This window comes from Inquilinus sp. Marseille-Q2685, assembly GCF_916619195.1.
Taxonomy (GTDB): domain Bacteria; phylum Pseudomonadota; class Alphaproteobacteria; order DSM-16000; family Inquilinaceae; genus Inquilinus.
This window is the reverse complement of the sequence record NZ_CAKAKL010000013.1, coordinates 132,498-156,528: the sequence shown is the minus strand read 5'-3', so window position 1 is coordinate 156,528 and position 24,031 is coordinate 132,498. Positions and strand designations below refer to the sequence as shown.

The following is a 24,031-nucleotide window of genomic DNA, read 5'->3' as shown; positions in this document are numbered from 1 at the left end:
CGTCGCAGGTCACCCCCCCTGCGCCCATCTTCAGCACCAACGAACGCAGCCTTCCACGCTCCCCCTCCCCTTGCGGGAGGGGGCGAGGGGGAGGGGCTGCGCGCGTCCGCGCGCGAATGCGCAGAGCCGCGTGGTCATGGCCGAAGCGGCCGGCCGGCTCGGCGGCGAAAACCCCTCCCCCTGGCCCCTCCCGCAAGGGGAGGGGGAGGGTAGACGGGACGAGTTGGCTCGAACGGCCGCGCGACTGCCGGATGACCGCCGCGCCGGATCACACGTCCAGGTTCGTCACCTTCAGCGCGTTCTCCTGGATGAAGTCGCGGCGCGGCTCGACCACGTCGCCCATCAGGGTCGAGAACACGTCCTCGGCATCGTCGGCGTGCTTGACCTCGACCCGCAGCAGCACCCGGGCGTTCGGGTCCAGCGTGGTCTCCCACAGCTGGTCCGGGTTCATCTCGCCCAGCCCCTTGTAGCGCTGCACCGCCAGGCCCTTGCGGCCCTGCTCCAGCACCCGGTCGATCAGGTCGATCGGGCCGGTGACCGGCCATTCCTGGGCCGGGCCCTTCGGGTTCATCCAGGTCAGCACGCCCGGCCGGCGGTACAGCGCCTGCAGGTCCGCGGTCATGCGGTCGAGCTTGTGCGCCTCGACCGACCGGATGATGTCGGAGTCGATCACCCGGGCCTCGGTCACGCCGCGCAGGGTGCGGCGGAACACCAGCCCGCCGGGCTGGTTGCCCTGCGGCGGCAGCGCCTCGCCTTGCCAGCCGCGCTCGAACTCCGTGGCCAGCGCGTTCAGGCGCTGGGCGACATAGCTCGCGGCCTCGGCGGCCTGGGCCGGGTTGTGCACCACCTGCGGCGACAGCGCGCCGGCGATCGCCACCTGTTCCACCGTCATGCGGTCGCCGACCTTGCGGATCAGCGGCCCCAGCTGGTGCTTCGCCTCCAGCGCCCGCTCGACCTGGGCGCGCAGGTCGTTCCCGGCCACCTGGGCCCCGTCGAAGGGGGTGAACACCAGGTCGCGCATGCCGCTGTCGATCAGATAGGCCTCGAGCGCCGGATCGTCCTTCAGATACACCGCCTCCTTGCCGCGGGCGGCGCGGTACAGCGGCGGCTGGGCGATGTAGAGGTAGCCGCGCTCGATCAGCTGCGGCATCTGCCGGTAGAAGAAGGTCAGCAGCAGGGTGCGGATATGGCTGCCGTCCACATCCGCGTCGGTCATGATGATGATGCGGTGGTAGCGCGCCTTGTCGGCGTCGAACTCGTCGCGGATGCTGGTGCCCAGGGCCGTGATCAGCGTGCCGAGCTCGGCCGAGGACAGCATCTTGTCGATCCGCGCCCGCTCGACGTTCAGGATCTTGCCACGCAGCGGCAGGATGGCCTGGAACTTGCGGTCGCGGCCCTGCTTGGCCGAGCCGCCGGCGCTGTCGCCCTCGACGATGAACAGCTCGGATTCGGCCGGGTCGCGGTTCTGGCAGTCGGCCAGCTTGCCGGGCAGGGAGGCGAGGTCGAGCGCGCCCTTGCGCCGGGTCAGCTCGCGCGCCTTGCGCGCCGCCTCGCGGGCCGACGCCGCCTCGACCGCCTTCTGGATCACCCGCTTGGCGTCGTTCGGATGCTCCTCGAACCAGGTCGCGAGCATCTCGTTGACCACCGCCTCGACCACCGGCCGGACCTCGGAGGAGACCAGCTTGTCCTTGGTCTGGCTGGAGAATTTCGGGTCCGGCACCTTCACCGACAGGACGCAGGTCAGCCCCTCGCGGGCGTCGTCGCCGGTCAGCGCCACCTTCTCCTTCTTCAGGATGCCGCTGTCGGTGGCATAGGCGTTCACCTGCCGCGTCAGCGCGCCGCGGAACCCGGCCAGATGGGTGCCGCCGTCACGCTGCGGGATGTTGTTGGTGAAGCACAGCATGGTCTCGTGGTAGCTGTCGTTCCACTGCATCGCCACTTCGACCGTGATGCCGTCGCGCTCCGACGTGATCGTGATCGGCTCGCCGTGCAGCGGCTGCTTGGCCTTGTCGAGATAGCTGACGAAGGCCTTCAGCCCGCCTTCGTAATGCATCTCGACGACCTTCGGCTCCGGCCCGCGCGCGTCGGTCAGGGTCAGCTTGACGCCGGAGTTCAGGAAGGCCAGCTCGCGCAGCCGGTGCTCCAGCGTGCCGAAGTCGAACTCGGTCTTCGAGAAGGTCTGCTTCGACGGCAGGAAGGTGACATGGGTGCCGCGGTTCTCGCCCTGCGGGCCGACCGCCGCCAGCGGCGCCTCGCTCTCGCCGTCGCGGAAGCGCATGTACCATTCGTGGCCGTCGCGGAAGATGCGCAGGTCCAGCGTCTCCGACAGCGCGTTGACCACCGAGACGCCGACGCCGTGCAGGCCGCCCGACACCTTGTAGGAGTTCTGGTTGAACTTGCCGCCGGCGTGCAGCTGGGTCATCACCACCTCGGCGGCGCTGATGCCCTCCTCCTCATGGATCGCGACGGGGATGCCGCGGCCGTTGTCGGTCACCGACACCGAGCCGTCGGCGTTCAGCGTCACCGTGACGGTGTCGCAATAGCCGGCCAGCGCCTCGTCGATGGCGTTGTCGACGACCTCGTACACCATGTGGTGCAGGCCGGACCCGTCATCGGTGTCGCCGATATACATGCCCGGCCGCTTGCGGACGGCCTCGAGGCCGCGCAGCACGGTGATGGAGCCGGCATCATAGGCGGCTTGATCGTTCGGGATCGCAGAATCCGACATAATCTTCGTCATCCATTTCGTTCCGCCACCCGGGCGTCGTCGACGCCGAGGTGACGTGCCCGGTCCCCGAGCGGCGCGAACAGCGCCGGATCAGTGCCGGTCATCCAGGCCTGGGCGCCGAGCGCCAGGATCTCCTCGTACAGCGCCGCCCGACGGGCCTCGTCGAGATGCGCTGCCACCTCGTCGAGGAGGAGCAGGGGCGGGGCGCCGCGTTCCCCGGCGAGCAGGCGGGCATTGGCAAGAACGATGCCGATCAGGAGCGCCTTCTGCTCGCCGGTCGAGCACTGCGCCGCCGGCATCGCCTTGGCCCGGTGGTGGACGGCCGGGTCGCTGCGGTGCGGCCCTCCCGTCGCGGCCCCCGCCGCGGCGTCGATCCGGCGATTATCGCACAGAAGGCAGCGAAAAGCCTCTCCCGCATCGACCGCCGGCCGATCCTCAAGCCACGCCTCGATCCGGCCGTCCACCGCCAGCTCGGCGCGGGGGAACGGCCCCTCCGTCATCAGCGACTCGGCGCCGCGCAGCCGCGCCACCAGCTCGCGCCGGGCGGCGGCGACGGCGGTGCCGGATGTGGCCATCGTGTCCTCGAGCGCCGCCAGCCAGGCCGGGTCGGCGCGGGGTTCCTTCAGCAGCCGGTTGCGCTCGCGCATCGCCCGCTCATAGGCGCCCAGCTGCCCGGCATGGTCCGGATGGAAGCCGAACACCAGCCGGTCCAGGAAGCGGCGGCGCTGGCTGGCGGCGTCGCCGAACAGCCGGTCCATCTGCGGCGTCAGCCAGACCATCGGCGCCCGGGCGCCCAGCGCCGTCTGGCTCTGTGCCGGCCGGCCGTCGATGACCACGTTGCGGCGACCCTCGCCGGGCTCAAGCTGCGTGCCCAGCCGGATCTCGCCGGTCGGGGTCAGCAGATGCGCCGCGACAGCCCAGCCGGCGGTCCCCGTGGCCTGGCGGCGCGTCACCTCCGGCAGAGGCGCGCGGCGCAGGCCGCGGCCCGGCGACAGGAAGGACACGGCCTCCAGCAGGTTGGTCTTGCCGGCGCCGTTCGGTCCGGTCAGTACGACCGGGCGCGGGTCGAGGTCGATCCGCAGCTGGCCGTAACAGCGGAACTCGGTCAGCACCAGGCGCGTCACCGCGATCCGGGCCCCAGTTCCCGAAGGAGAGGGGCGCCCGGACGAGGCGGCCGCCTGCTCCGGCATGGGGTCCTGGGACATATGGCTCAAGGCATCCGAAGCGGATGCTTCGCCTCACATGGCCGCTGCGCTCGGTTCAAGCCGTCACACCCGCATCGGCATCAGCACGTACAGCGCGCTGGAATCGGCGGTGTCGCGGACGATGGTCGGCGACCCGGCATCGGCCATGGCGAAGCGGGCGCCGTCGCCCTCGATCTGCTGGGTGATGTCGAGAAGATAGCGGCTGTTGAAGCCGATCTCGATCCTGGACGCCTCGTAGCTGACCTCGATCTCCTCGGTCGCGCTGCCCTGCTCGGCCGAGTTGGCGGAGAGTGTCAGCGAGCCGTTCTCGATCGTCAGCTTCACCGCCCGGCTCTTCTCGGTCGAGATGGTGGAGACGCGGTCGACCGCCTTGGCGAACTCCTTGGCGTCGACCTCGAGGATCTTGTCGTTGCCGCTCGGGATCACCCGCTCGTATTCCGGGAAGGTGCCGTCGATCAGCTTCGAGGTCAGGACCACGCCGTCGCCTGCGGCGCCGGGCAGGGTGAAGCGGGTCTTGGTCTCGGACAGCTGCACCTCGACCGTCTCGCCGCTCTCGTCCAGCAGCTTGCGCAGCTCCATCACCGTCTTGCGCGGCACGATCACGCCGGGGATGCCGTCGGCCCCGTCCGGCAGCGGCATCTCGACCCGGGCCAGGCGATGGCCGTCGGTGGCGACGGCGCGCAGCACCGGCACCGTGTCGGCCGTGGCGGCGTGCAGGTAGATGCCGTTCAGGTAGTAGCGCGTCTCCTCGGTCGAGATCGCGAACTTGGTCCGGTCGATCATCACCCGCAGGTCGCCGGCGGCGATGGTGAAGCGGTGGCTCAGATCGCCGCCCGCCATGCTCGGGAAGTCCTCGACCGGCAGGCAGCCGAGCCGGAAGTTCGACCGGCCGGCGCGCAGCGTCAGCGACCCGCCGTCGGGGTTGGTCTCGATCTCGACCTGGCTGCCGTCGGGCAGCTTGCGGACGATGTCGTAGAGGGTGTGGGCCGGGGCGGTGGTGCCGCCCGGCGCCTGGATCTCCGCCGGCACGGATTCGACGATCTCGAGATCCATGTCGGTGGCCGTCAGGCGCAGCGTGCCGCCTTCGGCGCGCAGCAGGATATTGGACAGGATCGGGATGGTGTTGCGCCGCTCCACGACGCTCTGCACATGGCTCAGGCCCTTGAGAAGGGCGGCACGCTCGATGATCAGCTTCATCCCGATTCCACTTCGACGATGCCGGCCGCCGGACAGTTCATCGGGGCGGGCAGGGGCCCGGCCGACGCGGCGGGGGCGCACTATAGCCGAAAGCCGGCGGCGGTGGCGAGAGGCAGGCGCAGGGCCGGACACGGCGCCGGACAGATTTTCCGGCCCCCCCGTCCAGGAAGGGCTCAGAGATCGTCTGGAAATGCGCTGGCGTGAGTCGGCTGGCGATGGTTTCGAGAACCGGAGCGCAGCGGACGTTCGAGTCCGTGAGCACCGGAAGCTTCGAGTTCGCCGCCAGACGGCCGCGCCAGTAGCATTTGCAGGCGGTCGCTCAGACCTGCAGCATGCGGCGCAGCAGTTCCACATCCTCGGCGAAGGAGCGGTCCTCGCTGCACAGCTCCTCGACCTTGCGCACGGCATGCATGACGGTCGTGTGATCCCGCCCGCCGAACTTGCGGCCGATCTCCGGCAGCGAGCGGGGGGTCAGCTGCTTCGACAGGTACATCGCCACCTGGCGCGGCCGGGCCACGGTGCGGGCGCGGCGGGCCGAATGCATATCCGCGACCTTGATGTTGTAGTGCTCGGCGACGCGCTTCTGGATCTCGTCGATGGTGACCCGGCGGTCGGAGGCGCGCAGCAGGTCGTGCAGCAGCTCCTGGGTCGATTCCAGGGTGATCGGCCGGTGCACCAGCTCGGCATGGGCCATGATGCGGTTCAGCGCCCCCTCCAGCTCGCGCACGTTGGAGGTGATCTTGTGGGCCAGGAACTCCATCACCTTGGCCGGGATCTCGACCCGCGCCGTCTCCGCCTTGGCCTGCAGGATGCCCAGCCGCAGCTCGTAGGTGGTGGGGTGGATGTCGGCGACCAGGCCCCAGCCGAGGCGGGAGCGCAGCCGTTCCTCCATCCCCTCGAGGTCGGAGGGCGACTTGTCGGCCGAGATCACCACCTGGCGGTTCTGGTCCACCAGGGCGTTGAAGGTGTGGAAGAACTCCTCCTGGGTGGAGTCCTTGCCGGAGATGAACTGCACGTCGTCGATCATCAGCACGTCGACCGACCGGAACATCTCCTTGAACGTCATCGTGTCCCTGAACCGCAGGGCACGGATGAACTGGTACATGAACTTCTCGGCGGACATGTACAGCACGCGCCGCTCGGGGTGCTTCTGCCGGATATGCCAGGCGATGGCGTGCATCAGGTGGGTCTTGCCCAGGCCCACCCCGCCATAGAGGAACAGCGGGTTGAAGGTGACGCTGTTGGCCTCCGCCACCCGGCGGGCGGCGGCATGGGCCAGCTCGTTCGGCTTGCCGACGACGAAGTTGTCGAAGGTGAAGCGCTGGTCGAGCACGGCGCCGAACTCGGTCGCCGACTCGGGCGGGCGTTCCGCCGCCGCGGTCGGCCGCGACTCGGCGCGCGAGGCCGGGGCGGTCGCCGCCGGCGTGTCCGCGGCGGCTGGCTTCATGGCCAGCCGGTCCGGCACAACGATCACGTCGACGCTGTGGATGTCCGGGTTCTCGGAATGCCACAGGCGGCGGATGTGGTCGGCATAATGGGCGGCGACCCAGTCGCGCATGAAGCGGGTGGGGGCGGCGATGCGGACCTCCCCGCCGTCGAGATCGACGACGACGACAGGGCGCAGCCAACTCTTGAAGGCGCCCTCGCCCACCTCCTCGCGCAAGCGGCCGCAAACCCGGGCCCATTGCTGCTCGATCGATGCGATGACTCCCCCCATCGACGACATGCTGCCTTCCGACCCCTCTCGATTCCGCGGCCGCGACGCGCTGCCCGTCCACGACCCGGACTTTACCCGTTCCCACCACCAGCGGCACCCGATATCGGATGCGCGGCTGCCATGCTCCAGAACTCAAACTGTAATAATTATAGTATCACGGCCGACGTGCAGGAACAATTCCTCGCGGCTACTTGTGAGGCCGAAAGGCTGCTTAATAGAAGTTGAATCAGTGCTTTTCAGGGACGCTCGCAGACTTCTGCCAATCTTCGTGAGGAAGGCTGGTAGCCGGGCAAGTTGTGTCCTGAAGCCATCTTCACCTGCCGATGCGCAGGCGAAAGACGATCATATGCAGGGTGGGCGCGGGCTGGCAACGGAACAAATCCGGACCATCCCAAAACGCAAAAAACGGTCCCGGACGGCGGCAGGTTCTGCCGCATCCACCGTTTCCCCGGACATGAGAAAGCCGTCCCGCGACCGCCGTCGCGGAACGGCTTGTCGGTGTTCGGTCTCAGAGGGCCTTGATGCGGCCGGACAGGCGCGACAGCTTGCGCGCGACCGTGTTCTTCTGCAGCACGCCCTTGGTGACGCCGCGATGCAGCTCCGGCTGCGCCGCCTTGAACGCCTCTGCCGCGGCGGCCTTGTCGCCGGACTCGATCGCCGCCTCGACCTTCTTGACGAAGGTGCGGATGCGGCTGACGCGATTGCGGTTGACCAGCGTGCGGCGCTCGGTCTGGCGGATGCGCTTCTCGGCGGACTTGTGGTTGGCCATTGTCAGTCCCAGTTTGGGCCAACGACGGCCCCAAGAAAAAACGAGGGCGCTTGATAGTCCCTTCGCGCCCGGGCGTCAAGACGAGTCTCGGCGCCGCATGCCGCCAGAGGTAGGCCGCATGACGGGGATTGGCAAGTCAGCGCTTTTGTTCTATATTTGTTCTCATGCCGATCAAGCCACCCGAACTCGACGAGCTGGCCGACCGGCCGCGCAAGGGGCGCGGCGCGGTCAGCAACCGCACCGGCCGCTTCGAGGCCGCGACCCGGCACCGGGTCGACGACGGCTGGGCGGGCCCCGCGCCGGGGGATGAGGACGTGGAGCCGCCGCTGCGCACGCAGCTGCATGTCGACACCGCCCGCACCATCATCACCCGCAACGATTCGCCGGACATCATGTTCGACCGGTCGATCAATCCCTACCGTGGCTGCGAGCACGGCTGCATCTACTGCTTCGCCCGGCCGACCCATGCCTGGCTGGGCCTGTCGCCCGGCCTCGATTTCGAGACCCAGCTCTTCTACAAGCCGGACGCGCCGGAACTGCTGGAGGCCGAATTGCGGCGGCCCGGCTATGTCCCGGCGGTGATGGCGATGGGCACCAACACCGACCCCTACCAGCCGGTCGAGCGCGAGCTGAAGCTGACCCGCCGGGTGATCGAGGTGCTGTCGCGCTTCAACCATCCTCTCGGCATCGTCACCAAATCGGCGCTGATCGCCCGCGACATCGATCTCCTGGCGCCGATGGCGGCCAAAGGGCTGGCGGCCGTCTGCATCTCGCTGTCGACGCTCGATCGCGAGCTGGCGCGGACGCTGGAGCCGCGGGCCGCGACTCCGCCGCGGCGGCTGGAGACGATGCGCCAGCTGACCCAGGCCGGCATCCCGGTCATCGTGCTGACCTCGCCGATGATCCCGGGCCTCAACGACCATTCGCTGGAGCAGGTGCTGGAGGCCGCGGTGAAGGCGGGCGCCACGGCGGCGGGCTGGACCCTGCTGCGGCTGCCGCTGGAGATCGCCGGGCTGTTCGAGGAGTGGCTCCAGGCGCATGCGCCGGACCGGGCGGGTCGGGTGATGTCGCTGATCCGCCAGACCCGCGGCGGCCGGCTTTACAAGTCCGGCTGGGGCGAGCGGCATCGCGGCGAGGGGCCGGTGGCGGATCTGATCCGCGCCCGCTTCAACCACGCCGTCCGCCGGCTCGGCCTCGACCGCAAGCGCTGGACCCTCGACACCACCCAGTTCTCCCCGCCGTCGCGGCCGGGCGACCAGTTGAGGCTGTTCTGAAGAGGCCATCGGTGAGGGCGCAAGCCTCTCCTATCTGTCATGCCCGGGCTTGACCCGGGCATCCAGAGAGCGTCGACGCCTTCTGGATTGCCGGGTCAAGCCCGGCAATGACGGGTAGGGTATCGGGCACCAACCACCCTCTCACCGACCATCCGGACTTGGCTCTTCCGCCTGCCGGCGTTATGCCCTGGGGGGCAGGAGGGGTGGGATGCCGGATTGGAGTCTGGAGATCGAATGCGGCGCGCCGGTGCGGAGCGTCGCCGGGCTGGACGAGGTGGGCCGCGGCCCGCTGGCCGGACCGGTGCTGGCCGCGGCCGTGGTGCTGACCCGGCCGCTCGACCCCGATCTCGCGTCTCTTATCGATGACAGCAAGGTGCTGACGGCGCAGCGGCGCGAGGCGCTGGTGCCGCGCATCCGGGCGGTGGCGCAGGTCGGGATCGGCTGGGCGTCGGTCGAGGAGATCGACCGAATCAACATCCTCCAGGCCAGCATGCTGGCGATGCGGCGGGCGCTCGACGCCCTGCCGGAGCGTCCGGACATGGCGCTCGTCGACGGCAACAAGGTGCCCGACGGGCTGCCCTGCGACGGTCGGGCGGTGGTCGGCGGCGACGCCTTGTCGCTGTCGATCGCGGCCGCCTCGATCCTCGCAAAAGTTGTGCGCGACCACGAGATGTTGCGTCTCTCCACCCTCCATCCCGGCTATGGGTGGGAACGCAATGTCGGCTACGGCACGCCCGAGCACATCGCCGCGCTCGACCGGATCGGGGTCTGCGAGCACCATCGCCGGTCGTTTGCGCCGGTGTCGCAGCGACTCGCCATAACCGGCTGATTCAAGCGAGGTATTGACGGCGACTCTGCGGCGAATCATCGTCGGCGCATGAGCGAATCACCCTCCATCACCGACCGGTTGCCGCCGGGCTGCCGAATCGTCCTCGGCGACTGCATCTCGGCGATGCGGTCGTTGCCCGTCGGCTCGGTCGATTGCGTGTTCGCCGACCCGCCCTACAATTTGCAGTTGGGGGGAGAGCTGCGCCGGCCGGACGAGAGCCGGGTCGACGGCGTCGATGCGGAATGGGACAAGTTCAGCGACCTTGCCACCTATGACCGCTTCACCCGCGACTGGCTGGCGGCGGCGCGCCATGCGCTGAAGGACGACGGCACGCTGTGGGTGATCGGCACCTACCACAACATCTTCCGGGTCGGCGCCATCCTGCAGGATCTCGGCTTCTGGATCCTGAACGACATCGTCTGGCGCAAGTCGAACCCGATGCCGAACTTCCGCGGCACCCGCTTCACCAACGCGCATGAGACGCTGATCTGGGCCGCCAAGTCGCCGGGCAGCCGCTACACCTTCAACTACGACGCCATGAAGGCGCTGAACGAGGAACTGCAGATGCGCAGCGACTGGACGCTGCCGATCTGCAGCGGCGGCGAGCGGTTGAAGATCGACGGCCGCAAGGCGCATCCGACGCAGAAGCCCGAGGCCCTCCTGTGGCGCGTGCTGCTGTCCTCGACCCGGGCGGGGGAGACGATCCTCGACCCGTTCTTCGGCAGCGGCACCACCGGCGCCGTGGCCAAGCGCCTCGGCCGTAAGTTCATCGGCGTCGAGCGCGAGGAGACCTATGCGCGGGTCGCCGCCCAGCGCATCGCCGCGATCGAGTCGCCGGCCGACCCGACCGTGCTCGACACCCTGTCGAAGCGCCAGGCGCCGCGCGTGCCCTTCGGCTGGGTGGTGGAGCGCGGCATGCTGCGGCCGGGCGACCGGCTGTTCGACACCCAGCGCCGCTATGTCGCCAAGGTGCGGGCCGACGGCACGCTGATCGCCAGCAACGGCCAGGGCGACCATGCCGGGTCGATCCACCGGGTCGGCGCGGCGCTGCAGGGCGCGCCCTCCTGCAACGGCTGGACCTTCTGGCATTACGAGGCCCAGCGCGACCGGCTGGCCCCGATCGACCTGCTGCGCCAGAAGATCCGGGCCGAGATGGCGGTGCATTGAGGCGGCGGCTGCCGCCTCAGTTCATTCCGACAAGCGGTTGTATTTCCTCAGGATCTCCCGCAGCCGCTCATGCGGGATCGCATGCAGCGTGTTGCCGTCGCGGCCGGTCATGGTCTCGGCCGCGACGAGCGCGTTGACGATCGCCTCTTCGGTCGCCTGGGCCGTGGCCTCGATCAGCCCTTCCATGGCATCGTTCGGCAGCACCTGCACCAGGCGGCTGTCCCTGCGGCTGAAGGCGCCGGGATTGGCGGTGGAGAAGGCCAGGAAGATGTCACCGCTGCTGTTGGCGCCATAGCCGCCGGTGCGGGCGATGCCGATCGTCGCCCGCCGCGCCAGGCGCTTCAGCTGGTGCGGCAGCAGCGGCGCATCGGTGGCGACCACCACGATGATCGAGCCGGCGTCGCGGTCCCAGGCCAGGTTGGGCAGCAGGTCGGGGATCTCGCGCCCGACCGGCACGCCGGCGATCATCAGGTTCTTGCGGCGGCCGAAATTGCCCTGCACCAGCACGCCGACGATGTGGCCGCCCTCTTCGGGTGAGAGCCGGCGTGAGGCCGTGCCCGTGCCGCCCTTGAATCCGAACAGCGACATGCCGGTGCCGCCGCCGACATTGCCCTCCGCCACCGGGCCCGGCCGGGCGCCGTCCAGCGCTTCGACCGCATGCTGCGCCGTGACGTGGAAGCCGTTGATGTCGTTCAGGATGCCGTCCCAGGTCTCGGCCACCAGCGGCAGGCACCAGTAGAGGTCGTGGGCCAGCGGCGCCACCAGCCCGCGGCGGCCCTGCCAGCCGATCACGGCGTCGCGCACGGTGCCGACGCTGTGGCTGTTGGTGATCATCACCGGCCCTTCGAGGAAGCCCGACTCCTCGATCCAGATCGTCCCGGTCATCTCGCCATTGCCGTTCAGCACGGCGGTGCCGGCGAAGACCGGGTCGAAGACGCGACCGCGCGGCAGGATGGCGGTGACGCCGGTGCGCGCCGGCCCGCGCCCGACCTCCAGCCTGCCGTCGCCGGCGATGATGGTGGCGGCGCCGACCTCGACCCCCGCGACATCGGTGACGGCGTTGAGCGGTCCGGGCTCGCCGTCGAAGGGAATGCCCAGGTCTCGGGCACGCGGCTTGGTCATCGTCGGCTCCTCGGCTGCATCATCCGTCGGGGCTAGCGCGGCGGCGGTGGGCTGTCCATGCCGGTCAGCCGGACCAGCCGTTTCGGCGCCACCTCGCGCCAAGCTTCGGCCATCAGCGCCGCCATCTGTTCGTCGTCGACCTGCGGCAGCGCGACGAAGGTCCAGACCAGCCGGCCCCAGCGCGCCGGGGCGAAGGCCTCCGGGCGAACCGCGAACAGCATCTCCTGGTGGTCGTGCGGCAGCTTCAGCACCGTCCGGCGCTCCGCCGGGCGCAGCACGGCGAAGATCCTGCCGCCGACCCGGAAGGATGGCCGCTCCCAATGCGCCTCCTCCGTCACCTCCGGCAGGGCCAGCGCGGCCCGCCGGACCGTCTCCTCATCCGCCATCTCAGGTCTCCTTCTCCTCCCATGGGAAGCATGCGCGCCTATGCCCCGGTTTGCCTGGAGAATGTTTGCGGCTATGCTGCCGCCCTCACAGCGCAGGAGAGGCCCTGATGGATCGCAGCACGGACCGGCATTTCATCCGTCCCGTCACGCTGCCTCCGTCGAGCCGCCATGCCTCTCCTTGCCGCCGAGTCGCTGTCCCACCACACCCCTGACCACCGCCCGCTCTTCGAGGATCTGACGCTCGCTTTCGGGGCCGAGAGGACCGGCCTCGTCGGCCGCAACGGCGTCGGCAAGTCGACGCTGCTGCGCCTGCTGCTGGGCGAGATCGCGCCGCAATCCGGCCGGGTCCTGAGGCAGGGCCGGATCGGCCTGCTGCCCCAGGCCGTGCAGGTTTCGGCCGGCATGACCGCCGCCGACGCGCTCGGCATCGCCCCGGCCCTGGCCCGGCTCGACCGGTTGCTGGCGGGGGAGGGGGACGAGGAGGACCTCGCCGCCGCCGACTGGACGGGGGAGGAACGGGCGGCCGCGGCGCGGCCCAAGAGGGGCCTGCCCGCCGATCTCGACCTGCGCCGCCCGCTCGGTACGCTGAGCGGCGGCGAGGCCACGCGCTTGGCCCTGGCCGGGCTGCTGGTCGACCCGCCGGACATGCTGGTGCTGGACGAGCCGACCAACAACCTCGATGCCGGCGGCCGCGACGCCGTCTGCGCCCTGCTGGAGGGCTGGCGCGGCGGCGCCCTGGTGGTCAGCCACGACCGCGAGGTGCTGCGCCGGATGGACCGGATCGTCGAGCTCTCCAGCCTCGGCGCCCGCGTCTATGGCGGCAACTGGGACGACTACCGGGCCCGGCGCGAGGCCGATGCCGAGGCGGCGCGGCACGACCTGGCCCATGCTGAGCAGGAGGCGGCACGGCTGGCGCGGGAGCGGCAGGCGGCGCTGGAGCGCAAGGCCCGCAGCGATTCCCGCGCCCACAAATCCCGCGCCGGCGGCGGCCAGGCCAGGATCCTGCTGGACTTCAAGAAGGAGAAGGCCGGGCAGAGCCAGTCCCGCCAGACCGGCCTGCGCGACCGGCGGGAGGAGGGGGCCGAGGCGGCGCTGGCCGAGGCGCGGGCCGCGGTCGAGCGCACTGACACCCTGGCGGCCTCGGTGCCGTCGACCGGTCTGGCCGCCGGCACCACCGTCCTGGCCTTCGAGCATGTGTCCTGGGGTCCCCTGGGCGCTGAGCGGCCGGTGCTGCGCGACCTGTCCTTCGCCGTGACCGGGCCGGAGCGGGTGGCGGTGACCGGGCCGAACGGCGCCGGCAAGTCGACGCTGCTGCGCCTCGCGGCCGGGGAGCTGCAGCCGGATCAGGGCCGGATCCGCCGCTTCGGCGGCGGCGTGGCCATGCTCGACCAGCGGGCGGGTGGGCTGCGGCTGGACCGGACCATCCTGGAGAACTTTCGGGCGATGCATCCGGAGGCGACCGACAACGCCTGCCGGGCGGCGCTGGCGCGCTTCCTGTTCCGGGCCGATGCGGCGCTGCGCCCGGCCGGCGAGCTCAGCGGCGGCGAGACGCTGCGGGCGGCACTGGCCTGCGTGCTGGGCGGGCCGCGGCCGCCGCGGCTGCTGATCCTGGACGAGCCGACCAACCATCTCGACCTCGACTCGATCGCGGCGATCGAGCGGGCGGTGGCCGCCTATGACGGCGCCCTGCTGGTGGCCAGCCACGATCCGGACTTCCTCGAGGCCGTCGGCATCGACCGGGTCATCGCCTTGGACAAATGAAAAGCGGGCCCGAAGGCCCGCTTCCCCCGCACGCACTGAGAAGGCGGAGCTTAATCCAGCCCTTCGAACAGCGCGGTCGACAGGTAGCGCTCGGCGATCGAAGGCACGATCACGACGATCTTCTTGCCCTCGTTCTCCGGCCGGGCGCCGACCTCGAGCGCCGCGGCCAGGGCGGCGCCGGAGGAGATGCCGGCCGGCAGTCCCTCCAGTTTCGCCGCCTGGCGGGCGATCTGGAAGGCGCGTTCGTTCGAGATCCGCACGACCTCGTCGATGATCTTGGTGTTCAGCACGCCGGGCACGAAGCCGGCGCCGATGCCCTGGATCTTGTGCGGGCCCGGATTGCCGCCGGACAGCACAGGGCTGTCCTCCGGCTCCACCGCGATCGCCTTGAAGCTCGGCTTGCGCTGCTTGATCACCTCGGACACCCCGGTGATGGTGCCGCCGGTGCCGACGCCGGAGATCAGGATGTCGACGCCGCCATCGGTGTCGTTCCAGATCTCCTCGGCCGTGGTGCGGCGGTGGATCTCCGGGTTGGCCGGGTTCTCGAACTGCTGCGGGATGATCGCGTTCGGGATGCTCTGGACCAGCTCCTCGGCCTTGGCGATCGCCCCCTTCATGCCTTTCGGGCCTTCGGTCAGGTGCAGCTCGGCGCCCAGGAGCTTCAGCATCTTGCGCCGCTCGACCGACATGGTCTCGGGCATGGTCAGGATCAGGCGATAGCCCTTGGCCGCGGCGACGAAGGCCAGCGCGATGCCGGTGTTGCCCGAGGTCGGCTCGATCAGCGTGCTGACGCCCGGCTTGATCTTGCCCGATGCCTCCAGCGCCTCGATCATCGCCAGGCCGATGCGGTCCTTCACGCTCGACAGCGGGTTGTAGAATTCCAGCTTCGCCAGGATATCGGCCCTGGCGTCATGGGCCTCGGCCAGCTTCTTCACCCGCACCAGTGGGGTCGCGCCGATGGTGTCGAGGATCGAGTCGTAGATCCTGCCTCGGAACTCGGTCTTCCCGGCGGTGGAAGAGGACATATTACTCTCCAGGGGCGTCAAATCGGTTGATCAACATATATACGCGTCGGCCCTGGGGAAGGCCAGCCGCTCGGATCAACCCGGACAGGCTAGATCGAGAAGTCCACGGGGGCGGCCCGCTCGCGCGGGATGCCCCTGTCGCGCGCCTGGTTTGCCAGATCCTCGATGGTCAGGGCGTCGAGCTTCCTGACCGCCTCCTCCTGCAGCTCCTGCCACAGCGGGCGGACGATCTCCTGGCCCAGGCGGGACCCCGGCGGCAGCGCCTCCTCGTCGTCCGCCGCCGTCTCCAGCGACCGGATGGCGCGGACGATCTCGCCGACCGTGATCCGACGGCGCTCCCGTGCCAGGCGGTAGCCGCCGCGCGGCCCGCGCACCCCGCTCAGGATGTCGACCCTGACCAGCTGCTGCAGCACCTGCTCCAGATACCGGCGCGGGATGCCCTGGCGCTTGGTGATCTCGGCGCTCTGCACCGGCGTGTCGACGGCGTTGTAGGCGATGTCGAGAACCGCCTCGATCGCGAACAGCATCTTCTTGGGCAGTCGGAACATCCGTCAGGCTCCCGTTCCGGTGGATCCGTAGCCGCCCGTGCCCCGGGCGGTGGTGGCGAGGCTCTGCCGCTCGTCCCAGGCGACGGTCGCGTGGCGGGCCACGACCATCTGGGCGATGCGCATCCCCCGGGTGATGGCGACCGGCTCGTCGCCATGGTTGATCAGCACCACGCCGATCTCGCCGCGGTAGTCGGAGTCGATCGTGCCCGGCGCGTTGACGATGGTGATGCCGTGCTTGAGGGCGAGGCCGGAGCGCGGGCGCACCTGCGCCTCCCAGCCGGCGGGCAGGGCGATGGCGATACCGGTCGGGATCAGCACCCGGCGCCCGGGCGCCACCGTCACCGGCTCCGCCACGGCCGCGAGCAGGTCCAGCCCGGCCGACTGCGCGGTGGCGGCGGCGGGCAGGGGCAGGTCGGCGCCGTGCGGCAGGCGGGTGACGGCGATGGAGACGGCTTCGGTCATCGGGTCGGGATCAGCCTTTCTCGAAATGCCGGGCGATCGCGCCGGCCAGGCGGGTGCCGATATCGGCCTTGCTCAGCCGCGGCCAGGTCTGGGCACCCTCGGCCGTGATCAGGTGCAGGATGTTCGAATCGCCGCCGAAGGCCTGGGTGCCGGGCGACACGTCGTTGGCCAGGATCCAGTCGCAGCCCTTGCGGGCGCGCTTGGCCTGGGCATGGGAGATCACGTCCTCGGTCTCGGCGGCAAAGCCCACCACCAGGGCCGGCCGGTCGGGGCCGGGGGCGCTCAGCGTCGCCAGGATGTCGGGGTTCTCGGCCAGGGCCAGGGCCGGAGGCCCACCGGCGCCCTTCTTGATCTTCCGGCCGGAGGGCGCGGCGACGCGCCAGTCGGCCACGGCCGCGGCGCAGACCGCAGCATCGGCCGGCAGGGCGGCCCGGCAGGCGGCCATCATCTCGTCCGCCGTTTCGATCGGCACGACAGTAACGCCGTGCGGCGGCGGCTCATGGGTCGGGCCGGTCACCAGCGTCACCCGCGCCCCGGCTTGGCGCAGCGCCGCGGCGATAGCGTGGCCCTGCTTGCCGGAGGAGCGGTTGGCGATGTAGCGCACCGGGTCGATCGGCTCGTGGGTCGGGCCGCTGGTGACGATGATGTGGCGGTCCTGCAGCGGCCCGCCGGTGCCGAAGCGGTCGAATTCGGCGAAGTAAGCCTCGATTGCGGCGATGATCTCCAGCGGCTCGGACATGCGGCCGGGGCCGTACTCGCCGCAGGCCATCTCGCCCGGATTGGGTCCGACCACGCGTACCCCGCGGCGCTGCAGCAGCGCCAGGTTGTCGCGGGTCGCCGGGTGGTCCCACATGCGGACATTCATCGCCGGCGCCACCAGCACCGGCTTGTCGGTGGCCAGGAGGGCGGTGGTGGCCAGGTCGTCGGCCAGACCGGCCGCCATCCGCGCCAGGATGTTGGCGGTGGCCGGGGCCACCACCAGAAGGTCGGCGTCGCGCGACAGCCGGATGTGGCCCATCTCCGATTCGTCGGTCAGCGAGAACAACTCGCGATAGACCTTGTCCTCGGTCAGGGCGGCGACGGCGAGGGGAGTGACGAACTCGGTCGCGGCTTGAGTCAGAATGCAGCGTACCCGGGCGCCGCGCTCACGCAGGCGCCGGATCAGGTCCAGCGACTTGTAGGCGGCGATGCCGCCCGCGATGACCAGCAGGATGCGGCGGTCACGCAGCGTCAGCGTCACGACAGGTCCCCAGGGCGGCGGAGGGCGAACTACATCGCATGAATGTTCTTTAGGGCCCTCAGCCGGATTCGGCAAGCCCTCCATTCGTTGCTTGCGACGAAATGCGCGACGGTGGCCGTGAAATCCTAGTCGAAGCCCCGGTTCATCATCCAGTCCACAGCGGCGATGATAGCGTCGCTCTCACCGGATAGGTTTGTGACCAACGGTCCCAGACGATCCTTCGGAAGGCTGAGAGTGGCTAAGGTCATCAGGGAGAAGAGCTCGCCCTCGATCTCGAACACCGGATTCAGCCGCTCGGCTTGGGGAAGCCTGGCGGTGGTCCGGGTCAGCGGAATGACCACGCGCCGCCGAGATTCCTGGAACAGGCTCGACTGCAGCACGACAAAGTAAGGGAATTCAGCCTTCGTCGTTCCGAGATTCCGATGCACATCGAACTGCGCCATCGGCGGCTTCAGATCTCGCAATACTCGTCGGCAGGCGACCCGAATCGAGCCTCGTGGTCGTTCCAGAACCTCATCAAGGCATCGGTTTCCTCTTGGATCCGCCGGCGCTCGGCCTGTTCGATGGCGGTGAGGAGGCCGGCTTCTGCGGCCGCAGAGACGTTGATGCCCATGGCTTTCGCTCGAGCCACGAGCTCGCTGTTCATGCTGCAGTTGACGGGCTTCTTCGGGGCGTCTTCCCGATAGCGGATGAGCATTTCTTCAACCATATGATGCGCATAGAAGCGCCCAGTCTATGCGCAATCGAGAGCTCGTTCAATCGGTGCGGGCGATGCCCGATCCGGATCGTCAGATCCGCCAGCCCGTATGGATCGCGGCGATGCCGGCCGACAGGTTGGTCCAGCGCACCCGTTCCAGCCCGGCGACCTCGATTCGCTCGGCCAGGGTCGGCTGGTCGGGGAAGCGGCGGATGCTCTCGACCAGGTAGCGGTAGCTGTCCTCGTCCTTGGCCACCGCCTTGCCCATGCGCGGGATCACGGCGCGGGAATACAGGTCGTAGGCGCGGTCGAGGCCCGGCAGCACGACCTTGCTGAACTCCAGGCAGAAGAAGCGGCCGCCTGGCTTCAGCACCCGCCGCGCCTCGCGCAGAGCGTCGTCGATCCGGGTCACGTTCCTGAGGCCGAAGGAGATGGTGTAGACGTCGACCGACCGGTCGGCGACCGGCAGCGATTCGGCGTTGCCGACCATGTGCAGGATCGGGCCGACGCGGCCGCTATCGATCGCCCGGTCGCGGCCGACCGCGACCATGCCCTCGGTCAGGTCGCAGATGATGGCGCGTGCAGTCGGTCCGGCGCGGTCGAGGAAGCGGAAAGCGATGTCGCCGGTGCCGCCGGCCACGTCCAGCAGGACCTCGCCGGGCCGGGGCCGGATGGCGCTGATGAACTGGGCCTTCCACAGCCGGTGGACGCCGCCGCTCATCAGGTCGTTCATCAGGTCGTAGCGTCGGGCCACGCTGGTGAAGACGCCGTGGACGCGGTGGGTCTTCTCGGTCGGGTCGACCTCGGTGTCGCCGAACCAGCGGGATTCAGGATTGCGGGGCGCGTCGCTCATGGCCGGGACCATAGCGTCCGGCGCCGCGCCGTGCCAGTGTGCCGGCCATGCCCGAGCTTCCCGAAGTCGAGACCGTTCGCCGCGGCCTGGTGCCCGTCCTGGAAGGCCAGCGCCTGGCCCGCGTCGAACAGCGCCGCCCTGACCTGCGATTCCCGCTGCCCGAGCGGATGGCCGAACGGCTGACCGGCCGGCGGATCGTCCGGCTGGACCGCCGCGCGAAATACCTTCTGATCCATCTCGACGACGGCATGGTGCTTCTGGTCCATCTCGGCATGTCGGGCCGGATGATGGTCAGCCAGGGCCGGCCGCAGATCGTCAGCCCGCATGACCATGTGGTGTTCGAGACCGAATCCGGGTCGGTCGTCACCTTCAACGACACCCGCCGCTTCGGCATGATGGACCTGGTCAGCCAGAACGCGCTGCACGCCCACAAGGCGCTGGAGGCGCTGGGGCCGGAACCGCTGTCGGACGAGTTCGACGCCGCCTATCTGGACCAGGCGCTGGCCCGGAAGATCACGCCGATCAAGGCGGCCCTTCTGGACCAGCGCGTCGTCGCCGGCCTCGGCAACATCTATGTCTGCGAGGCGCTGTGGGCGGCGCGGATCTCGCCCCGCCGCGTCGCCGCCTCGGTCGCCGGCGTCCGGGCGGCGCGGCTGGTGCCGGAGATCAAGGCCGTGCTGCAGCGCGCCATCGAGGCCGGCGGGTCGTCCCTGCGCGATTATGTGCAGGTCGACGGCGAGCTCGGTTATTTCCAGCACTCCTGGTCGGTCTACGACCGGGAGGGAGAGCCGTGCCGGACGCCGGGATGCCGCGGCACGGTCCGGCGCCTGGTCCAGTCCGGCCGCAGCACCTTCTTCTGCCCGGTCTGCCAGCGCTGACCGGGCGTTCGATCAATCCGATGCGGAGGAACGCTTCATGACCGCGAGCTACGAAACGATCCTGGTCGAGACCCGGGGCCGGGTCGGCCTGATCACCCTGAACCGGCCGCAGGCGCTGAACGCCCTGAACGATGCGATCTTTCGGGACCTCGCCCAGGCGCTCGCGGCCTTCGATGCCGATGACGGCGTCGGCGCCGTCGTCCTGACCGGCTCGGAGAAGGCCTTCGCCGCCGGGGCCGACATCAAGGAGATGGCGTCGAAGGACTTCATCGCCGCCTATCGCGGCAACCTGATCGAGAACTGGACCTGCATCACCAAGCTGCGCAAGCCGATCATCGCCGCAGTGGCCGGCTATGCGCTCGGCGGCGGCTGCGAGATCGCAATGATGTGCGATTTCATCATCGCCGCCGACACGGCGAAGTTCGGGCAGCCGGAGATCAAGCTGGGCACCATCCCGGGCTCCGGCGGCACCCAGCGGCTGACCAAGCTGATCGGCCGGTCCAAGGCGATGGACCTGGTGCTGACCGGCCGGATGATGGATGCGGCGGAAGCCGAGCGATCGGGCCTGGTCGCCCGGGTCGTTCCGGCGGCCGAGCTGCTGGCCGAGGCGGTTAAGGCGGCGGAGACGATCGCCGGCTACTCGCTGCCGGTCACGATGATGGCGAAGGAGGCGGTGCACCGCGCCGACGAGACGCCGCTGGCCGAGGGCATCCTGTTCGAGCGGCGGCTGTTCCCCGCCCCCTTCGCCACCGAGGCCCGGCGCGAGGGCATGGCCGCCTTCGCCGAGAAGCGGCCGCCAGCGTTCAAGCATCGCTGACCCGAACGAAAACGGCGGGCCCCGGGCCCGCCGTTTCCGATCCGTCCCGGAGGCCGCTCTCAGTCGCGGCCGGGGCCGATCGCCCAGGCGCCGGGACCGAAGGCGGTGACCATCAACAGGCCGCCGGCGATGGCGAGATTCTTCATCGCGTGGATCTGCTGCATCATCGCGTCCGCCCCCTCGAAGGTCCAGAAATGGTGGACGACCACGATGGTCAGCAGAGTGAAGCCGGCCATGACGAAGGCGGCCAGGCGCGAGAACAGGCCGAGAATCAGCAGGATGCCGCCGCCGAGCTCGACCAGGATGGTCAGCGCCGCGAAGACCTGTGGGGCCGGCAGACCGTTGGAGGCGATATAGCCGACGGCCCCTTCAAAGCCGGTCAGCTTGCCCCAGCCGGACACGACGAAGATGGCGGCGAGGAAAATCCGCGCGAAGAAGGCGAAAAAGGAAGAAAAGGCCGACATTTCACCATCCGGGCGAGTGAATCGATGCCTCACTATGACACCAACCGCCTCGCCCCGTTGGGGAAATCTTCATAGACAGTGTGTTGACCGATCCGGCCGTCAGCTCTTCACCTCGAAGCCGGCGCCGGTCGCGAACTTCCACAGGTTGCGGTAGCCCAGCCGGGCATAGGTCAGCGGATGCGCCTTGGCCGGGTCCTGCTCGGCCTCCACCACCATCCAGCCGCTGTAGCTCTTCGGCAGCGCGTCGAAGATGCGCGGGAAGTCGACCATGCCGTCGCCCGGCACTGTGAACAGCCCGCCGATGACGCCGTCGAGGAAGCTCCAATCCTCGTCGCGCACCCTCTGCAGCACGTCGCGGCGCACATCCTTGGCATGAACATGGTTGATCCGGCTGGCATAACGCTTGGCCAGGGCCGCCGGGTCGCCGCCGGCCACGGTCATGTGGCCGGAATCGAGCAGCAGCCCGACCGACAGGCCGGTGTGCTGCATCAGCAGGTCGACCTCGGCCTCACTCTGCACCAGCGTGCCCATGTGGTGGTGATAGGCCAGCCGGACGCCGCGCCTGGCCATGTGGTCGCCGACCGCGGTCAGCTTGCGGCCGAACTCCGGCCAGGATTCCTCCGGCAGGGTCGGGCGCTGCGACAGCGGCGTGCCGCGGTTCCCGTGCACCGCGCCCGAGGTGTCGCAGAACACCATGACTTTGCAGCCGAGCGCGGCGAGCAGCGTCAGATGCGGCTCCATCGCCGCGATCTCCTCCTCGACCGAGTGGTCGAGCAGGTTAGCGCTATACCAGCCCGAGATCAGGGCTAGGCGGTGCGCCTCCAGGATCGGCCGCAGGGCATCGGCCTGGCGCGGGAACTTGTTGCCCAGCTCGATACCGGTGAAGCCGGCCTCGCGCGCCTCGAACAGGCAGGTCTCGAGCGGCGTCTCGCCGCCCAGCTCCGGCAGGTCGTCGTTGCTCCAGGCGATCGGGTTGGTGCCGAGGGTGACGGTCATCGCGGCGGTCTCGTGCGGTCGGTTGGTTGATGGATCAGGCGGAGCGCCCGGTGACGGGATGCCCGGCCAGCTGCTCCTCGTAGCCGGCGCGGGCCCGGCGCACCTGGTCGCGGTCGGAGACCTCGGGGACGGCCACGTCCCACCAGGCGCCGCCGGCCTCGGTCGTCACCACCGGGTCGGTGTCGATGACGATGACGCTGGTCTGGTCGGTGGCCTTGGCGCGCAGCAGCGCACCCTCCAGCTCGGCGATGCCGGCCACCTTCTCCGACGCTGCGCCCATGCTGGCGGCATGGGCGGCGAAGTCGATCGGCTGGGCGCCTTCGATGTCGCGGAACAGGTTGTTGAAGGAGGCGCCGCCGGTGGCGTTCTGCAGCCGGTTGATGCAGCCGAAGCCGCGATTGTCGAGCACGACGATGGTCAGCTTCACGCCCTGCTGCACCGCGGTCGCGATCTCGGAGTTCATCATCATGTAGCTGCCGTCGCCGACCAGGACATAGACCTCGCGGTCCGGCCGGGCCAGCTTGACGCCGAGGCCACCGGCGATCTCGTAGCCCATGCAGGAATAGCCGTATTCCAGGTGGTAGCCGCCCGGCGCGTCGGTGCGCCACAGCTTGTGCAGCTCGCCCGGCAGGCCGCCGGCGGCGCAGACCACCACGGCGCCGCGCCCGGCCGCGCGGTTCACGGCACCCAGCACCTGGGCGTCGGAGGGCAGGGGGGCGTTGCTGGCGGCGGTGGCGCGGTCGACCGAGGCGGTCCAGTCCGCGATCAGGCCGCGGGTGCGGTCGGACTGGGCCTTCGGCGCGGTCCAGGACCCGAGAGCCTCGGACAGCTCGTCCAGGCCGCGCCGCGCATCGGCGACCAGCGGCAGGGCGCCGTGCTTGCCGGCGTCGAAGGCGGCGGCGTTCAGCTGGATCAGCGTTCGCCCCGGCGCCCGGAAAAGGGCGCGGGAGCCGGTGGTGAAATCCTGCAGTCGGGTGCCGACCGCCAGCACCACATCGGCATCGACGGCCAGGGCGTTGGCGGCGCTCGATCCGGTGACGCCGATCGAGCCGACGTTGTTCGGATGGTTCCAGGCCAGGCTGCCCTTGCCGGCCTGGGTCTCGGCCACCGGCAGGACGTGGCGCTCGGCGAAGCCGGCCAGGGCCTTGGCGGCGCCGGAATACAGCACGCCGCCGCCGGCGATCACCAGCGGCCGCTCGGCACTCTTCAGCGCCGCGACAGCCCGGGCCAGTTCGGCCTCGTCCGGGCCGGGGCGGCGGATGCGGTGGACCTGCTCCTCGAAGAACCAGGCGGGGTAGTCATAGGCTTCGGCCTGCACGTCCTGGCACAGCGCCAGAGTCACCGGCCCGCACTCCGCCGGGTCGGTCAGCACCGCCAGGGCGCGGGGCAGGGCGGTCAGGATCTGCTCCGGCCGGGTGATCCGGTCGAAATAGCGCGACACCGGGCGGAAGCAGTCATTGGCGCTGACCGTGCCGTCGCCGAAATCCTCGACCTGCTGCAGCACCGGGTCGGGCCGGCGGCTGGCGTAGACGTCACCGGGCAGCAGCAGCACCGGCAGCCGGTCGACATGGGCCAGCGCGGCAGCGGTCACCAGGTTGGTGGCGCCGGGCCCGATCGAGGTGGTGACCGCCATCATCCGGCGGCGGAACTTGGCCTTGGCATAGGCGACCGCGGCCAGGGCCATCGCCTGCTCGTTATGCGCCCGCAGCGTCGGCAGCTGCTCGCGATGGGCGTACAGCGCCTCGCCCATGCCGGCGACGTTGCCGTGGCCGAAGATCGCCCAGCAGCCGGCGAACAGGTGCTCGCGGCTGCCGTCCTCTTCCTCGATCCATTGCGCGGCGAGGTGGCGCACCAGGGCCTGCGCCATGGTCAAACGCACGGTTCCCATCCCTATGC

General features: G+C 69.8%; 23 protein-coding genes. 6 read left to right on the top strand and 17 right to left on the bottom strand.

Annotated elements, in window-relative coordinates; translation table 11 throughout:
* Positions 1 to 268: 268 nt before the first annotated feature.
* The 5 genes from gyrB to rpsT all read right to left on the bottom strand — a co-directional run bounded on the left by gyrB (position 269) and on the right by rpsT (position 7,616).
* Complete coding sequence (gyrB, locus tag LG391_RS33190; protein WP_225773209.1) at positions 269 to 2,728, bottom strand: DNA topoisomerase (ATP-hydrolyzing) subunit B; 2,460 nt, start codon at positions 2,726 to 2,728, stop codon at positions 269 to 271.
* Between the two features lie 8 nt (positions 2,729 to 2,736).
* Positions 2,737 to 3,933 carry a DNA replication/repair protein RecF gene (gene recF / locus LG391_RS33185; RefSeq protein ID WP_308013085.1) on the bottom strand — a complete coding sequence of 399 codons (1,197 nt, stop codon included), beginning with the start codon at positions 3,931 to 3,933 and terminating at the stop codon, positions 2,737 to 2,739.
* Between the two features lie 63 nt (positions 3,934 to 3,996).
* Entirely contained in the window at positions 3,997 to 5,130 is a 1,134-nt protein-coding gene (dnaN, locus tag LG391_RS33180; protein WP_225773207.1) for a DNA polymerase III subunit beta, read from the bottom strand.
* Positions 5,131 to 5,449: 319 nt separating this feature from the next.
* Positions 5,450 to 6,847, bottom strand: a complete 1,398-nt coding sequence (gene dnaA, locus LG391_RS33175) for a chromosomal replication initiator protein DnaA (protein WP_225773206.1) — start codon at positions 6,845 to 6,847, stop codon at positions 5,450 to 5,452.
* A 508-nt stretch (positions 6,848 to 7,355) separates the two neighbouring features.
* Positions 7,356 to 7,616: a 30S ribosomal protein S20 gene (rpsT, locus tag LG391_RS33170; RefSeq protein ID WP_225773204.1), complete on the bottom strand. Its 261-nt coding sequence runs from the start codon at positions 7,614 to 7,616 to the stop codon at positions 7,356 to 7,358.
* Between the two features lie 164 nt (positions 7,617 to 7,780).
* Between rpsT and LG391_RS33165 the strand changes: the two genes are divergently transcribed.
* The 3 genes from LG391_RS33165 (at position 7,781) to LG391_RS33155 (ending at position 10,886) form a co-directional block, all read left to right on the top strand.
* Positions 7,781 to 8,890: a PA0069 family radical SAM protein gene (locus tag LG391_RS33165; protein ID WP_225773202.1), complete on the top strand. Its 1,110-nt coding sequence runs from the start codon at positions 7,781 to 7,783 to the stop codon at positions 8,888 to 8,890.
* A 208-nt stretch (positions 8,891 to 9,098) separates the two neighbouring features.
* The gene (locus LG391_RS33160; RefSeq protein WP_225773199.1) at positions 9,099 to 9,719 is read left to right on the top strand and encodes a ribonuclease HII; all 621 of its coding nucleotides are present in this window, start codon (positions 9,099 to 9,101) and stop codon (positions 9,717 to 9,719) included.
* A 48-nt stretch (positions 9,720 to 9,767) separates the two neighbouring features.
* Positions 9,768 to 10,886, top strand: coding sequence for a site-specific DNA-methyltransferase (locus LG391_RS33155; RefSeq protein WP_225773196.1), 1,119 nt, complete (start codon positions 9,768 to 9,770; stop codon positions 10,884 to 10,886).
* Positions 10,887 to 10,907: 21 nt separating this feature from the next.
* On the opposite strand, the gene LG391_RS33150 is transcribed toward LG391_RS33155, so the two are convergent.
* Both LG391_RS33150 and LG391_RS33145 read right to left on the bottom strand, forming a co-directional pair.
* A complete protein-coding gene (locus LG391_RS33150; protein WP_225773194.1) occupies positions 10,908 to 12,008 on the bottom strand; it encodes a P1 family peptidase in 1,101 nt (366 codons plus the stop codon).
* Between the two features lie 32 nt (positions 12,009 to 12,040).
* Complete coding sequence (locus LG391_RS33145) at positions 12,041 to 12,394, bottom strand: MmcQ/YjbR family DNA-binding protein (protein ID WP_225773192.1); 354 nt, start codon at positions 12,392 to 12,394, stop codon at positions 12,041 to 12,043.
* Positions 12,395 to 12,562: 168 nt separating this feature from the next.
* On the opposite strand from LG391_RS33145, the gene LG391_RS33140 reads away from it, so the two are divergent.
* Entirely contained in the window at positions 12,563 to 14,155 is a 1,593-nt protein-coding gene (locus LG391_RS33140) for an ABC-F family ATP-binding cassette domain-containing protein (protein ID WP_225773190.1), read from the top strand.
* 50 nt (positions 14,156 to 14,205) lie between these two features.
* On the opposite strand, the gene cysK is transcribed toward LG391_RS33140, so the two are convergent.
* The 7 genes from cysK to LG391_RS33105 form a co-directional block, all read right to left on the bottom strand.
* Positions 14,206 to 15,180, bottom strand: a complete 975-nt coding sequence (cysK, locus tag LG391_RS33135) for a cysteine synthase A (RefSeq protein ID WP_225773188.1) — start codon at positions 15,178 to 15,180, stop codon at positions 14,206 to 14,208.
* 89 nt (positions 15,181 to 15,269) lie between these two features.
* Entirely contained in the window at positions 15,270 to 15,728 is a 459-nt protein-coding gene (locus LG391_RS33130; protein ID WP_225773186.1) for an Rrf2 family transcriptional regulator, read from the bottom strand.
* 3 nt (positions 15,729 to 15,731) lie between these two features.
* Positions 15,732 to 16,190, bottom strand: coding sequence for a dUTP diphosphatase (gene dut / locus LG391_RS33125; RefSeq protein ID WP_225773184.1), 459 nt, complete (start codon positions 16,188 to 16,190; stop codon positions 15,732 to 15,734).
* Between the two features lie 10 nt (positions 16,191 to 16,200).
* Entirely contained in the window at positions 16,201 to 17,430 is a 1,230-nt protein-coding gene (gene coaBC / locus LG391_RS33120; RefSeq protein WP_225773182.1) for a bifunctional phosphopantothenoylcysteine decarboxylase/phosphopantothenate--cysteine ligase CoaBC, read from the bottom strand.
* Positions 17,431 to 17,555: 125 nt separating this feature from the next.
* Positions 17,556 to 17,873, bottom strand: a complete 318-nt coding sequence (locus LG391_RS33115; protein ID WP_225773180.1) for a CcdB family protein — start codon at positions 17,871 to 17,873, stop codon at positions 17,556 to 17,558.
* Between the two features lie 8 nt (positions 17,874 to 17,881).
* Complete coding sequence (locus LG391_RS33110; protein ID WP_225773178.1) at positions 17,882 to 18,127, bottom strand: type II toxin-antitoxin system CcdA family antitoxin; 246 nt, start codon at positions 18,125 to 18,127, stop codon at positions 17,882 to 17,884.
* 91 nt (positions 18,128 to 18,218) lie between these two features.
* A complete protein-coding gene (locus LG391_RS33105) occupies positions 18,219 to 18,980 on the bottom strand; it encodes a class I SAM-dependent methyltransferase (RefSeq protein WP_225773177.1) in 762 nt (253 codons plus the stop codon).
* A 47-nt stretch (positions 18,981 to 19,027) separates the two neighbouring features.
* Between LG391_RS33105 and mutM the strand changes: the two genes are divergently transcribed.
* Together mutM and LG391_RS33095 are read left to right on the top strand one after the other, a co-directional pair.
* A complete protein-coding gene (gene mutM / locus LG391_RS33100) occupies positions 19,028 to 19,858 on the top strand; it encodes a bifunctional DNA-formamidopyrimidine glycosylase/DNA-(apurinic or apyrimidinic site) lyase (RefSeq protein WP_225773175.1) in 831 nt (276 codons plus the stop codon).
* Between the two features lie 37 nt (positions 19,859 to 19,895).
* Complete coding sequence (locus tag LG391_RS33095; protein WP_225773172.1) at positions 19,896 to 20,675, top strand: enoyl-CoA hydratase; 780 nt, start codon at positions 19,896 to 19,898, stop codon at positions 20,673 to 20,675.
* Positions 20,676 to 20,734: 59 nt separating this feature from the next.
* Here LG391_RS33095 and LG391_RS33090 read toward each other — a convergent pair whose 3' ends face one another.
* The 3 genes from LG391_RS33090 to iolD form a co-directional block, all read right to left on the bottom strand.
* Complete coding sequence (locus LG391_RS33090; protein WP_225773171.1) at positions 20,735 to 21,139, bottom strand: DoxX family protein; 405 nt, start codon at positions 21,137 to 21,139, stop codon at positions 20,735 to 20,737.
* Between the two features lie 99 nt (positions 21,140 to 21,238).
* Positions 21,239 to 22,135 (bottom strand): myo-inosose-2 dehydratase, encoded by an 897-nt coding sequence (gene iolE, locus LG391_RS33085; RefSeq protein WP_225773169.1) that lies wholly within the window; start codon positions 22,133 to 22,135, stop codon positions 21,239 to 21,241.
* A 34-nt stretch (positions 22,136 to 22,169) separates the two neighbouring features.
* Positions 22,170 to 24,023, bottom strand: a complete 1,854-nt coding sequence (iolD, locus tag LG391_RS33080; protein ID WP_225773167.1) for a 3D-(3,5/4)-trihydroxycyclohexane-1,2-dione acylhydrolase (decyclizing) — start codon at positions 24,021 to 24,023, stop codon at positions 22,170 to 22,172.
* Between the last annotated feature and the right edge of the window lie 8 nt (positions 24,024 to 24,031).

Coding starts and splice junctions, on each gene's coding strand:
- gyrB (WP_225773209.1), bottom strand. CDS start 2,728: ATGTCGGATTCTGCGATCCCGAACGATCAAGCCGCCTATGATGCCGGC.
- recF (WP_308013085.1), bottom strand. CDS start 3,933: ATGTCCCAGGACCCCATGCCGGAGCAGGCGGCCGCCTCGTCCGGGCGC.
- dnaN (WP_225773207.1), bottom strand. CDS start 5,130: ATGAAGCTGATCATCGAGCGTGCCGCCCTTCTCAAGGGCCTGAGCCAT.
- dnaA (WP_225773206.1), bottom strand. CDS start 6,847: ATGGGGGGAGTCATCGCATCGATCGAGCAGCAATGGGCCCGGGTTTGC.
- rpsT (WP_225773204.1), bottom strand. CDS start 7,616: ATGGCCAACCACAAGTCCGCCGAGAAGCGCATCCGCCAGACCGAGCGC.
- LG391_RS33165 (WP_225773202.1), top strand. CDS start 7,781: ATGCCGATCAAGCCACCCGAACTCGACGAGCTGGCCGACCGGCCGCGC.
- LG391_RS33160 (WP_225773199.1), top strand. CDS start 9,099: ATGCCGGATTGGAGTCTGGAGATCGAATGCGGCGCGCCGGTGCGGAGC.
- LG391_RS33155 (WP_225773196.1), top strand. CDS start 9,768: ATGAGCGAATCACCCTCCATCACCGACCGGTTGCCGCCGGGCTGCCGA.
- LG391_RS33150 (WP_225773194.1), bottom strand. CDS start 12,008: ATGACCAAGCCGCGTGCCCGAGACCTGGGCATTCCCTTCGACGGCGAG.
- LG391_RS33145 (WP_225773192.1), bottom strand. CDS start 12,394: ATGGCGGATGAGGAGACGGTCCGGCGGGCCGCGCTGGCCCTGCCGGAG.
- LG391_RS33140 (WP_225773190.1), top strand. CDS start 12,563: ATGCCTCTCCTTGCCGCCGAGTCGCTGTCCCACCACACCCCTGACCAC.
- cysK (WP_225773188.1), bottom strand. CDS start 15,180: ATGTCCTCTTCCACCGCCGGGAAGACCGAGTTCCGAGGCAGGATCTAC.
- LG391_RS33130 (WP_225773186.1), bottom strand. CDS start 15,728: ATGTTCCGACTGCCCAAGAAGATGCTGTTCGCGATCGAGGCGGTTCTC.
- dut (WP_225773184.1), bottom strand. CDS start 16,190: ATGACCGAAGCCGTCTCCATCGCCGTCACCCGCCTGCCGCACGGCGCC.
- LG391_RS33115 (WP_225773180.1), bottom strand. CDS start 17,873: ATGGCGCAGTTCGATGTGCATCGGAATCTCGGAACGACGAAGGCTGAA.
- LG391_RS33110 (WP_225773178.1), bottom strand. CDS start 18,127: ATGCTCATCCGCTATCGGGAAGACGCCCCGAAGAAGCCCGTCAACTGC.
- LG391_RS33105 (WP_225773177.1), bottom strand. CDS start 18,980: ATGAGCGACGCGCCCCGCAATCCTGAATCCCGCTGGTTCGGCGACACC.
- mutM (WP_225773175.1), top strand. CDS start 19,028: ATGCCCGAGCTTCCCGAAGTCGAGACCGTTCGCCGCGGCCTGGTGCCC.
- LG391_RS33095 (WP_225773172.1), top strand. CDS start 19,896: ATGACCGCGAGCTACGAAACGATCCTGGTCGAGACCCGGGGCCGGGTC.
- LG391_RS33090 (WP_225773171.1), bottom strand. CDS start 21,139: ATGTCGGCCTTTTCTTCCTTTTTCGCCTTCTTCGCGCGGATTTTCCTC.
- iolE (WP_225773169.1), bottom strand. CDS start 22,135: ATGACCGTCACCCTCGGCACCAACCCGATCGCCTGGAGCAACGACGAC.
- iolD (WP_225773167.1), bottom strand. CDS start 24,023: ATGGGAACCGTGCGTTTGACCATGGCGCAGGCCCTGGTGCGCCACCTC.